The 11,448-nt window shown below is 63.3% G+C and carries 11 protein-coding genes and 1 pseudogene; all 12 read left to right on the top strand.

Annotated features, from left to right (window positions below; translation table 11 throughout):
• Entirely contained in the window at positions 1 to 1,014 is a 1,014-nt protein-coding gene (locus ABIE65_RS25610) for a DUF7146 domain-containing protein (RefSeq protein WP_354081616.1), read from the top strand.
• Positions 1,015 to 1,252: 238 nt separating this feature from the next.
• Positions 1,253 to 2,194, top strand: a complete 942-nt coding sequence (locus ABIE65_RS25605) for a DUF2493 domain-containing protein (RefSeq protein WP_185926876.1) — start codon at positions 1,253 to 1,255, stop codon at positions 2,192 to 2,194.
• A gap of 106 nt (positions 2,195 to 2,300) precedes the next feature.
• Positions 2,301 to 2,510: a ribbon-helix-helix domain-containing protein gene (locus tag ABIE65_RS25600; protein WP_185926877.1), complete on the top strand. Its 210-nt coding sequence runs from the start codon at positions 2,301 to 2,303 to the stop codon at positions 2,508 to 2,510.
• 12 nt (positions 2,511 to 2,522) lie between these two features.
• Positions 2,523 to 3,944, top strand: a complete 1,422-nt coding sequence (locus ABIE65_RS25595) for an SIR2 family protein (RefSeq protein ID WP_354081615.1) — start codon at positions 2,523 to 2,525, stop codon at positions 3,942 to 3,944.
• A complete protein-coding gene (locus ABIE65_RS25590) occupies positions 3,944 to 6,037 on the top strand; it encodes an ATP-binding protein (protein ID WP_185926879.1) in 2,094 nt (697 codons plus the stop codon). Before ABIE65_RS25595 ends, ABIE65_RS25590 begins: the two co-directional genes overlap by 1 nt.
• A 168-nt stretch (positions 6,038 to 6,205) precedes the next feature.
• Positions 6,206 to 6,811, top strand: a complete 606-nt coding sequence (locus tag ABIE65_RS25585; RefSeq protein ID WP_354081614.1) for a hypothetical protein — start codon at positions 6,206 to 6,208, stop codon at positions 6,809 to 6,811.
• Between the two features lie 364 nt (positions 6,812 to 7,175).
• Positions 7,176 to 7,337: pseudogene (locus ABIE65_RS25580) on the top strand (DUF736 domain-containing protein); the annotation flags it as partial.
• Positions 7,338 to 7,670: 333 nt separating this feature from the next.
• Positions 7,671 to 7,883: a hypothetical protein gene (locus ABIE65_RS25575; RefSeq protein ID WP_185926880.1), complete on the top strand. Its 213-nt coding sequence runs from the start codon at positions 7,671 to 7,673 to the stop codon at positions 7,881 to 7,883.
• Between the two features lie 164 nt (positions 7,884 to 8,047).
• On the top strand, positions 8,048 to 8,287 hold the full coding sequence (locus ABIE65_RS25570) for a helix-turn-helix transcriptional regulator (RefSeq protein ID WP_021225996.1): 240 nt from the start codon (positions 8,048 to 8,050) through the stop codon (positions 8,285 to 8,287).
• Entirely contained in the window at positions 8,284 to 8,787 is a 504-nt protein-coding gene (gene traF / locus ABIE65_RS25565; protein WP_185926881.1) for a conjugative transfer signal peptidase TraF, read from the top strand. Before ABIE65_RS25570 ends, traF begins: the two co-directional genes overlap by 4 nt.
• A complete protein-coding gene (locus ABIE65_RS25560; protein WP_185926882.1) occupies positions 8,775 to 9,422 on the top strand; it encodes a lytic transglycosylase domain-containing protein in 648 nt (215 codons plus the stop codon). The genes traF and ABIE65_RS25560 overlap by 13 nt, the downstream gene beginning before the upstream one ends.
• 366 nt (positions 9,423 to 9,788) lie before the next feature.
• A partial coding sequence (locus tag ABIE65_RS25555) for a DUF3363 domain-containing protein (protein WP_354081613.1) occupies positions 9,789 to 11,448 on the top strand: 1,660 nt, incomplete at its 3' end.

Genomic DNA, 11,448 nt, shown 5'->3' with positions numbered 1-11,448 from the left:
ATGTCCCGCGCCGCCGATCTGGCGCGCCGTCTCGGTGAACAGGCCGAGGCGGTGTGCCGCTATTACCTGCCGAACGGCCGCCGCCAGGGCCGATACTGGATCTGCGGCGATGTCATGGGAACTCCGGGGCGGAGTCTTTATGTCCGCCTTTCCGGAGAACGTGCCGGGAAGTTTTGCGATACGGCGACCGGGGAGCATGGCGATCTTCTCGATCTCATCGCCCTCAATCGCGGCCTCGGCTTCCGCGCCGCGCTCGATGAGGGGCGGGGATTCCTCAGCCTGCCGGTTCTGCCGATCCGCCAGGTAGCCCCGTCCGCGCCGTCCGGCTCCTCCGAAGCGGCGCGGCGGCTCTTTGCCGCGTCGAAGCCGATCCGGGGCACGCTGGCGGAACGCTATCTCCAAGGCCGCGGCATCATTCTGCCTGCGGACGTTGCCGCTCTCCGCTTTCATCCGCGCTGCTTTCATCGCGGGCCGCAAGGCCGCGAGATATGGCCGGCGCTCATCGCCGCCGTCACCGATCTCGATGGCGCCATCACCGGTGCGCATCGCACCTGGCTTGATCCTGAGGGCGGCAAGGCGCCTCTCGATCAGCCCCGCCGCGCCATGGGCCATCTCGCCGGGAACGCGGTCCGGCTCGGCGTTGCGTCCGACGTCCTGACGGCGGCGGAAGGCATCGAAACGGCGCTGGCGCTCAAGGCCGTGATGCCCGCCATGCCAGTCGTCGCCGCACTCTCCGCCGCCCACCTCGCTGCCCTGATCCTGCCGCTGGCGCTGCGTCGCCTCTATGTCGCGCGCGACAACGACGGGGCCGGGCGCCTTGCGGTGGAACGATTGCGCGCCCGCGCCAGAGCCGACGATATCGACATCCGCGCCCTCGCCCCGAGGACGGAGGATTTCAACGCCGATCTCCTCACCCTCGGCCCGGACCGGCTCAGGGCATGGCTCGCCGAGCAGCTCGCCCCGGACGATGTTCAGCGTTTCCTGGTCGCGGATGAGCCGAGGCGATGCGTGTGAAATCCGTCAGCGCCGGACGGGGAAGGGGAGAGCATCGGGACCGCCTTCCGGTTCGGCAGGGGCCGCGCCACGGCCTTTCCAAGAGAGGGATCTGCCAGCGCTGGCCGGCTTTGCAACGGCCTGACGGCCGTCCTCCACTTCGTTGCGGCCCGGCGGGTGCAAAGCCGCCCTTTGGCGCTGGCGGGCGATCCCCGGAAAGGCCGCGATGGGCGCGGCCTCGGAACCGGGAGACAGACCCATGCTGCACGATCTCTTCACCGACGACGCCTTCGAACCCCTTCACGCGGCATCGCCAACCGCCCATGTCCTCGACGAAATGGCGCTTCACGGCACCCGTCCCGGCCCGGACGATCCGGAGCGCCTGACGGTGCCCGAAGCCGACCGGGCCGAGCAGGAGATCGAGAACACCGCAGCCGCCCTCATCGCCCTAATGGCCGACACGGCGCTCGATGACGATCTCGACGACGTCCTCTGGGGCTTCGCCAATCTTTTCCACCGCCGCCTGGGCTATCTCGACCGCCTCCTCGACGACAACGAGGTGGCGCAGCGCCGTTTGCAGGAGGAGCAGGACGGCTCGGAGGTCAAGTCCGTCGAGCTCGAGCGCCTGATTGCCCGTGGCGAGGCATTGCTCGAACGCCGCGCCGCCTTCGAGAACCTCCGCGATCTTGCCGCCATCCAGTTCGAATCGGCGACCGGTTCCGCCTGGCGGCCGCATACCGGCTCGATGACGAACCGCAAGACGATGACGGCGGCCATGATCGACAGCCGCGATTTCATCGCCGCTAAGCGCCGGGCCGAGATCGAGCCGCTGCTGCCCGCCGGGCCGCGCATCGCGTTCACCGGCGGCGTCGACTGCAACGACCACATCCGCATCTGGGAGGCCCTCGACAAGGCCCTCGCGAAGCACCCCGACATGGTGCTCATCCATGGCGGATCGCCGAAAGGCGCCGAGAAGATCGCCGCCTGCTGGGCCGACAATCGCAACGTGCCGCAGATCGTCTTCAAGCCCGATTGGACCCGCCACCGCAACGCCGCACCCTTCAAGCGCAATGACCGTATGCTCGAAGCGCTCCCAATCGGCGTCATTGCCTTCCCTGGTTCCGGTATCTCCCAGAACCTCGTCGATAAGGCGCGGAAGATGGGGATCGCCACATGGACCTTCGACAGCGGCGCCACATAGGCGCCGCTCCAAAAGGGAACGCGCTGGAATGGCCTGTCGGTCCCCAAATGACGTGACAGTATTGGTGCACTTTGCATATCATTTATCCGAGCATGGGACGACTGGCATGGCACGGCGGTTAAGCAGGAAGGCATTTCGGACGACGGTCATCCTGACCGAATCGCAGCACAAGCGAATTCTGGAAATCGCTGAGGCAAACGACGCGTCGATCGCATGGGTGCTGCGCCAGGCTCTCGACCGTTATTTGGAGACCGAGGGCAAGCCAGCTCGAGGTTCGGACGCGAAGACCTGCCCATCTTCCGGCAGCGATGTGTAAGGAGAGGCAGGTATGACCGAGCAATCTAAATACCAGCTTCTCTCCCCTGTGTCCGCCGGGGAAAGCGAAGACTTGCTGGCTGGGAAGCCTTCGGAAGACGCGCTGCGACGTATTCAGGCGCTCCTCGCTGACTGGCTTCGGATGGAGAACGTCATTGTCTTGACGGCCGCCGGGTGCTCGGTCGGCGCCGGTGGTCGATTGATGGCTGGCCCCAGGACAAACAATCTCGAATGCCTTGTTCTCGATGCGGTCGAGAAATGCGAGCTTCCTCCGAAGGCGGCCTCCATCATGCGCCATAGGAAGGCAACTTGGCCGACAGAAGAGAATGGTGGGCCCCTTGGGTTTGAAGACTGGCTCAGCTACCTGTTCAATGCGTCGGGCCTGACGAACCCGGACAGCTCGCCGGTCGACGCGGTGGTCTGGAAAGGTGACGTGCCAGAGGGCGAGGAGCCTCCTCTGATGCTCGCCGACGGTGATTTAGCCGAACTGCGTAAACTGGTTGAGAAGGCCATCTTCGCTGAATGTGCCCTCCAGATTGATCGTGGTGAACTCTCGGGTACGAGCGACGGTCAGTCATCGGGCCATATTCCCTTTCTCGCGAAGCTGATTGCCCGCGACACGAACCTCGGGCGGACCCATCTCTTCACACTCAACTACGACACGCTGTTTGAGCAGGCGATGGAAGAACTGGGCGTCCAGTATTTTGACGGATTTTCTGGCAGAGCCAGCTCTCGCTTTGATCCAGCCGTGTATGGGCTTGATATCTATTACCCTGGCGACGTCTCCGAGGGGCGGGTGCGCCGCTTCGACAAATTCCTGCAATACTACAAGCTTCACGGTTCCCTGCATTGGTATGTCGGCGATGACGGGATGTATCGCGCCCGTCACCGCGACCTTTCGTTTGCCAGCGACTACAGGAAGCTCCCTGCTGAAGAGAAGGCGGCGAAGCTACAGTCCGAAGGATTCTCCACGGTTAACTCCTTCGGCATCCTGCCAACCTCGCAGAAGTTCACTCAGACGTTGGACATGCCCTATGCGCATCTGTTCCGGCTCTTTCATGCGCGCCTGAACCAACCGCAGACGTTCTTCCTCGTTGTCGGATACGGTTTTGGTGACGACCACGTGACACGGATCATCGAGACGGCCTTGATGAATCCGTCTCTAGTCATGCTGGTTGTGGAGCCCAATCCACAAAGCGCGATCGTGGAAAGAGTCCGCCGCTATCAGAGCCTGGGTCAGAGGGCGTTTGTCCTGACTGAGCGACTCGGTGCGGGCGAAAAATGCTCATACAAGATCGCCACGTTCGCTGATTTCGCGCAGAACATCATGCCGGATGTAAAGTGGCTCGATGACTATAGGCGCCTTCGGTCTTTTGAAGAGCAGATTAGGAAGACAGAAGACAGGAAGCCGGATGCCCCGGAGAGCGCCACCTGATGGAACAGCCGCGCATCATAGGGCATGTGGTCGCTGTCAGCGGCTTCAGGCTGAAAGTGGAACTTTCCCCTGACGCGAAGTCATCGTCTCGGGCCACGCCGGATGGGGTGCAGCGCGCAGTTGCCATTAACTCCTTCCTGACCTTTGACCTGGGAGCCGGCACACATGCAATCGGGCTGCTCAGCGATCTTGAAGCTCGGGAGAGCTACGACCCGACCCGTGACGAAGAGCTTTCTCTGGAACTGACGAAGCCACGGCGGATCGCGTCAGTGCAATTGCTTGGAACGGTGAAGCAGACCGGCAAATCCGGATGGAAATTTGATCCAGGCATAACGGTCCTGCCGACCCTTGATACGCCGGCTGAGGTAGCAAATCCCGACGTTCTGTCAGGTATCTTCGCCCATCCGCCCGAGCGGAACAAACCACGCGATTGGTCAGAGGGGGATTACGACTTCCCACTGGAAATCGGCCATCAAACGGGTGACGAAAATACGCGGGTGAAAGGGTCCTTCAATGACCTCTTCGCCCGGCCGCTCGCAGTTGTAGGCAACACCGGGTCTGGAAAATCATACACGGTCGCGAGCCTAATCCGAGGCATCATAGAGCATGAGAAGTTCGCCGTCGCCTCCAAGGCAGAACCTCATGTCTTCATCCTGGATATCAACGGCGAGTATGCAAGCGCCTTTCTTGATAAGTCACAGGCGTCCTATGCGCGGGATCCAAATAAGATTTACCTGAGTGGGCAGGAATTCTGCCTGCCTGCGTGGCTCATGAATGGGGAGGAGGTTTGCGACTGGCTTCAGGCGTCCGAAGCAACACAGGAGCCCGTTCTCAAGGACTGGTGGTCGATCGCTAAAGCCAATCGAGGCGGCGCGGCTTCCTACGATCCCTTGCAAGTCGCCATAGGAAAGATTGATTCTGCATTGGCTTGGCTTGATGACCCGCGACAGCCGGCCAACGGCACCTTCGACGTGTATATCAGTCACGCCCAGCAATATGTGCCTGATATAGACTGGAATACCTTCAATGGGATTCCGAACTGGACGCCCGATGCGACAAATCAGTGGCGAAAGGTCGCGAACGAAAAGGCGGTTAGGGATCGGCTCAGTGAAATCCGATCAACGTTGCTGGAGAAGATTTCGGCGCGGCAGAATGAGGGCGTGAACTTTGCCAAGACCGCCGACGCGCCGCGGTTCATCGCTGTGCGCGAGTTTCGCGATCCCAATTTGGTCGATAGATCCACCGACCAGGAAGGCAGCAAACGGATTGATCAGTATCTCCTTACGTTGAAACTGCGGCTTCGGACACGCCTCGATGACAGACGCTGGCAGTCGTTTTTCAGCTATGAGGAACAGGGTATCCAGAGCTACGAGGACTGGATGCAAAAGCTCGGGGTCGGACAAAAGTCCGGTTCAAGGGTTTCCGTCCTCGACTTCTCCATGCTGTCTTCGGAGGTTCTGCCCTTCGCATGCGCGCTCCTTGGAAGGCTTCTCCTTGAAACACGGGAAATGCTGCGTCCCGACGTACGCAGTCGATACCCCTGGGTGCTGGTTTTGGAGGAAGCCCACAACTACGCAAGACCGCCAGGTCGCGTGGAGGACCGAGGACAAAGCCTGTCTAGGAGGGCGTTCGAGCGCGTCGCCAAGGAGGGGCGTAAATTTGGGCTGTCACTCATTGTTGCCAGCCAGCGCCCCAGCGAGATAAGCCCGACCATCATTAGCCAGTGCGCCAATTTCTTCTCGCACCGGCTTCAGAACCCAGATGATATTGATCATTTCCGGCGCATCATCCCCAAGCAGGCCCAGCGGCTACTTGATCAGGTAACTGTGCTTGCAGCGGGGGAAGCTATTGTGTTTGGCAGTTCCGTGCACGTTCCTGTACGGGTTCAAATCAAGCTGCCGACCCAAGAGCCATGGAGCGCGACCGCCGCACCCTTTGTAGACTGGAGCGGGGAAGAGGCGTTTCCGCTTGCGGATGTCATCGAGAACTGGGGTCTGACCAAAGAAGTTCCCGAAGCCGTAACGGCATCACCCGCTGAACATGCTGAGGCGGCAAGTTCGGCTGATGACCTCGATGATGAAATCCCATTTTGAGATTTGTCGGGTTTCAGGCGAGGCGCTGACGGACATTCAGATCCCCTACTGGCATTCGTGATGGTGTGCAGGTCGCCCCCCAAATTCCGATACCTCACCCGCGCCACAGTGTCTTGTCGCGGCATGGCTGGGCGCCCGCGCGGGACAAGCCCCGCGCGCCGGGCTCTCGTGAACCGAACCGCCTTCGGCGTTTCGGCCTTCGGCTTCGATCCCTGGCGCGAACGCCCGCTGCGCGGGCGGGTGGCGGTCCAACGGCGCCGGCCAAGACGCGCCCCGCTGGACGCGATGGTGACGGGGCCTGGAGGGGAGAATGCGGCGTGGGCCATGGCTCCCAAGGCCAGGTTCGAACGCCATCCTTCCTGCATCTCCGGCTCCGATGGGCGTGCGCATGAGGTCGAAAGGGGCGCGGCACGCAGGCGGTCGGATTGGTCTCGCCGCCTGCGGCTACGGTGGCGCAGCGGCGCCAGTTTCATCGCCGCGGCGATGCCGTCAACGGCGCGCAGCGGGAGCTTTGGACATGCCCGGCGCGCGGTCGAAGGCCGAGTGGTTGGCGATTTTCGTGTCGTTGCAACCCCGGTCAAGCCGTCGTCCGATGCGGTGAACTCGGTGACGGGGAAGGCCATGGCGCTCCTTCGCCGACTGTTCATCGAGGCAGTCACCATCCCTGCATGTCTCTCATCGCGTAAATCCCGCGCCGGACCGTTCAACCCGCCGTCCGGGAAAATTTCCCCTGCCGCGAAAAGTGCTCCGCTGACGCTGCGCCCCTTCGGGTGACGGCGAAGCCGTCAACTTTTCCCGGCATTCCTCGCGCCCGCTTCGCTCCAAATTTTCCCTCCCGGTGGGTCCTCCACTTCGTTCCGGCCCTCCGCTCACGCTACGGGTGAACCGGCCCGCCTATGCGGTCTTTTCGCTGGAGCCATCGCAGGGATGGTCTCTGCGACGAACAGCGAAAGGATCATCACCATGGCCATCACCCTCGGCACGTTCACCAAGCAGAACGACGGCAGCTTCACCGGGACCCTCAAAACCCTCAACGTCACCGCTAACCTCGTCGTCGTCCCCGTAGACAAGATGTCCGAAAACGCCCGACTATCGCGTCTATGCCGGCAACGGCCAGCGCTACGAGGTCGGCGCCGGCTGGAGCCAGGTCGCCAAGTCGAGCGGCGAGACCTACCTGAACCTCAAGATCGCCGCGCCGGAATTCGGCCCCAACTGGGTGCGCGCCCGCCTCGTCAAGCTGGAGACGCCGATGGAGGACGGCACCTCGCACCTCGCCCTGTGGGAGCCGCGCGAGCGCTGATCCCGCCCACTCCCGAGGACCCCGCCGGAGCGCATCCGGCGGGGCTTATCTTCATGCATTCCGCCCTGCCCGACCGCCGCAATCCAAGCGGTGTCGGCGCTGGTCGCGCCGACGGGCTTTCCGTCTCGATCTTCCCAGTCTGCCATCCGGCGCGACGAGCCTGTAAAGGATCGCGGGCACCCTCCAAAATGCTCCGTTCCGCTCGCGCTCCACTCCGCATTTTGGCTCCTCCCGCGCCCGCTTCGCGGCGGCTTTGCCGTCCTTGACAGGCTCTATCCGGATGACCGGGGACCCCGTTCTCGACGGGAGAACGGCTCAATCAAGGAGGTTCCCATGTCCATCCAGATCAATTTCTCCCACGACATCCGCGTTGAATATCGCGGCCATTTCTACGCCGAGGACGAGCTGCGCGAGAGCATCTGGCTCGTCAATATGGAGCTGCGCAACGGCCTGCCGAGGCGCGAGCGCATCGAGGCCAAGCAGCAGATCGCGGAGATGGAAGCAGCGCTCGAGGCGCTGCTGAACACCGCGAGAGCGGGGCGTTGAGCCCCGCTTTTCGCGGCGTTTTCGAGCCGGACGCCGGTCTCTCGTCCATTCATCGCGAGGGGGGATCGTTTTTGGCACCCCCCGTTTTTCGATCCTGAGCAAGCGCGCTCCCCGCCGACATCCTTCGCCCATTCGCGTCGATCTTCGCCGAAAGGAGCCAAAGGATGACCGATCACACATCGAGGGCGGCCGAGGCCCGCAAAGGCTCGCCGTTCCTCTCCACGCGGGAGGCCGCATTCTATCTCGGCCTCTCCTTCCGCACCCTTGAAAAGATGCGCCTGACGGGGAACGGCCCGCGCTTCCGCAAGCATGGCCGCTTTGTCCGCTATCACATCGCCGACCTCGATGCCTGGTCGGAAGGACGACGGCATTCCTCCACATCTGACGAGGGAGAACGCGGATGAAAAGGCCCGCTGTTCTTCCTCTCGTCGCCACGCTTGCGGGCATCGCGCTCGTCGGCTTCTCCGCCATCGCGCACCCCCAGCCGCGCCTTGTCTGGAACGCCTCCGCCAGCGCGCCGATCGGTCTCTATCGCGTCGTTTCCGGCGCGCCGGAACGCGGCGATTTCGTCCTGGTCCGCATCCCGAAATCCATCGAAAAGCTGGCCGCCATCCGCGGCTATCTGCCCGCCGGCGTGCCGCTCATCAAGCGCATTGCCGCCGTCGCCGGGGATGATGTTTGCGCCTTCGACGGGGCCATCATCGTCAATGGCGAAATCGTTGCCCGCCAGCGCAAGGTGGATCGGGCAGGACGTTCCCTGCCGCGCTGGAATGGATGCCGGGAACTTGTCCCGGGCGAATTCTTCCTCCTGACGAAGGCCCCGGACTCCTTCGACAGCCGCTATTTCGGGCCGGTGACGAGCGCCCGCGTGATCGGGAGGCTCGCCGCGCTATGGATCGACTGAGCCCCCTTATCTTCGCGGCGGCTGTCATCGTCACGCACGCCGAGGCCGCCGCTGTCGACCAGTTTCAGGCGCACATTGTCGAAGCGTCGCAGCGTTTTGGCATCCCCGCCAGATGGATCGAGGCGGTCATCATGGCCGAGAGCAACGGCGATGTGCGCGCCGTCTCACCCAAGGGCGCCATGGGCCTGATGCAGCTCATGCCGGAGACCTGGGCCAAGTTGCGCGATCAGCATGATCTCGGCGCCGATCCCTTCGATCCGCGCGCCAACATTCTCGCCGGGACCGCCTATCTCAAGGCCATGCATGACCGCTTCGGTCATCCGGCGCTCTTCGCGGCCTATAATGCCGGGCCGGGCCGCTACGAGACATATCTCCGTGACAGAAAGCCGCTTCCCGCCGAGACCCGTGCTTATGTCGCACGCATCGAAAAGATGCTCGCGGACGCGGGCGGATTCGCTCGGCACGAAGCGATTTCTCCGCCGACCGGCACGCCGAATCCCGATCAAATCGCCTCCGGCCAGCGGCTTTTTTTCTCGCTCTCGCCGACGAAAAACGAGGCCGCAAGTGACGAAAATTCCGTCCCGAATGGCGAGCTTTTCGTGCCGCTTTCGACGCGAAAATCGGATGAAAAATGAGGCGAGAAATGCGGCGCCAGAGTCCGCTTCCCCATGCGCTTCTCGTTCCTTTCTTCGCCCGGCGGCGCGGCTTCGCCGCTGCCGGGCTTTCTCGCCATCAGTCGATGTGATCGCAGATGATCGTGGATGGTCGCAGACAGGCTGATGGGAGCCGCGTAAGGCAAGATGAAGCTCCGGCACCATCCGCGGTGTCGCGGGCTGTAAGCCTGTGTCTGCACATCGATTTTTCTGTTGGTGGGTGGTGCTATGCACCCCCGCCGTGGTGCCATGTGGGCCGCAACTCCCCGGTTTTCCTGGGGTCGGTTGGCACCAATTTCCAGAGGCTCGTTTCGTGCCCATTCTATTGGGGTCTATGAGGAGCAGACCGTGTTCGACGACGACGATTTCAAACTCAAGCCCGGCAAGATCCGCTCGCGCGGCTCGAAGGTCGGACGCAAATTCCTGCATCAGGTATTGGCTGCATCGAACCTCGCGCGCGGCGGGGCGGGCGGCACACGCAAGTCCCGCTTCACCGGCAGCCGCATCGGGCGCGGCGCGGGCGTCGGACGTGTGCTTGCCAATCGCGACCGCTATGCCGCCTTCCGCCAGCGCCGCGTCATCATCAAATCCCGCATCGTCAAGCTGGCCGGCAAGGGGATGGCCAAGGGAATGGAAAATGCGCGGGCGCACCTGCGGTATATCCAGCGCGACGGTGTGACCCGCGAGGGGGGCGCGGAGCGCGGCGAGCTTTACGGCGCCGAGCAGGACCGAGCGGACGGAAAAGCCTTCCTGGAGCGCTCGGAGGGCGACCGCCACCAGTTCCGCTTCATCGTCTCGGCCGAGGACGGCGCGGAATACGACAATCTCAAGCCGCTCACCCGCCGCCTGATGGCCCGCATGGAGGAAGACCTCGGCACGAAGCTCGATTGGGTGGCGGTCGATCACTACAACACCGGCCATCCGCACACGCATATCCTGCTGCGTGGCCGCGACGAGGGCGGCAAGGACCTCATCATCGCCCGCGACTACATCACCACCGGCATGCGCGAGCGCGCTGCCGAGATCGTCAGCCTGGATTTCGGGCCGCGGTCGGATTTCGAGATCGAGAACCGGCTGCGTCATGAGATCGAGCAGGAGCGTCTGACGAGCGTAGACCGCCGCCTCATCCGCGATATGGACGAGGCGGGTCTCGTCGCCGCGACTGACCGCGACGCCTTCCAGCAGAGCCTGCGCGCGGGCCGGCTGCACAAGCTGAGGCGGCTGGGCCTGGCCGAGGAACTTCGCCCCGGCCAATGGCGGCTGGAGGTGGGGCTGGAGGATACGCTCCGCCGCATGGGCGAGCGCGGCGACATCGTCAAGACCATGCACCGCGAAATGGCCGGGAAAAACATCGCCCGCAGTCCCGGCGATTACGCGATCCTCGACCCCGGAGACCCGACCGCGAACCCCGTCATCGGGCGCGTGGTGGCGCGTGGGCTATCCGACGAACTCAAGGACCGCCACTATCTGATCGTCGACGGGGTGGATGGGCGCACCCATTATGTCGACATCGGCAGGGGCGAGGCGACCGAGCCGACACCGGACGGCAATATCGTGCGTGTGACGCCGAAGACTATCGAGCCTCGGCGAGTGGATCGAACCGTCGCCGAGGTCGCCGCTGCCAACGACGGGCGCTACACCATCGACCTGCATCTCAAGCATGATCCTCGCGCCACCGAGGAATACGCCGAGACCCATGTGCGGCGGCTCGAGGCCATCCGCCGCGCCACCGGTGGCGTTGCCCGTGAGCCCGACGGGACCTGGATCGTCGAGCCCGACCATCTCGACCGGGTGGTGGAATACGAGCGGAGCATGGCTCGCGCAGCGCCGGTCATCGTCGAGAAGCTTTCCCATCTCACGCTCGACCGGCAGGTGGGCACCGACGGCGCCACCTGGCTCGACCGCGAGCTCGTTGTGTTTCGGCGTGCAAGTTTGACCCCCTTGGCGGGGGTATCGGCGTTCAAAAATGACCCCCTGCTGGTGACGTTGATCAGACTGCCCACCGGCC

Source organism: Constrictibacter sp. MBR-5, assembly GCF_040549485.1.
Taxonomy (GTDB): Bacteria; Pseudomonadota; Alphaproteobacteria; order JAJUGE01; family JAJUGE01; genus Constrictibacter.
This window is presented reverse-complemented; position numbering and strand designations above follow the sequence as displayed.

Excerpts from the sequence above, each read along its gene's own strand:
- ABIE65_RS25610 (WP_354081616.1), top strand. The coding sequence starts at position 1 with ATGTCCCGCGCCGCCGATCTGGCGCGCCGTCTCGGTGAACAGGCCGAG.
- ABIE65_RS25570 (WP_021225996.1), top strand. The coding sequence starts at position 8,048 with ATGACCGATCACACATCGAGGGCGGCCGAGGCCCGCAAAGGCTCGCCG.
- ABIE65_RS25595 (WP_354081615.1), top strand. The coding sequence starts at position 2,523 with ATGACCGAGCAATCTAAATACCAGCTTCTCTCCCCTGTGTCCGCCGGG.
- ABIE65_RS25605 (WP_185926876.1), top strand. The coding sequence starts at position 1,253 with ATGCTGCACGATCTCTTCACCGACGACGCCTTCGAACCCCTTCACGCG.
- ABIE65_RS25560 (WP_185926882.1), top strand. The coding sequence starts at position 8,775 with ATGGATCGACTGAGCCCCCTTATCTTCGCGGCGGCTGTCATCGTCACG.
- ABIE65_RS25575 (WP_185926880.1), top strand. The coding sequence starts at position 7,671 with ATGTCCATCCAGATCAATTTCTCCCACGACATCCGCGTTGAATATCGC.
- ABIE65_RS25590 (WP_185926879.1), top strand. The coding sequence starts at position 3,944 with ATGGAACAGCCGCGCATCATAGGGCATGTGGTCGCTGTCAGCGGCTTC.
- traF (WP_185926881.1), top strand. The coding sequence starts at position 8,284 with ATGAAAAGGCCCGCTGTTCTTCCTCTCGTCGCCACGCTTGCGGGCATC.
- ABIE65_RS25600 (WP_185926877.1), top strand. The coding sequence starts at position 2,301 with ATGGCACGGCGGTTAAGCAGGAAGGCATTTCGGACGACGGTCATCCTG.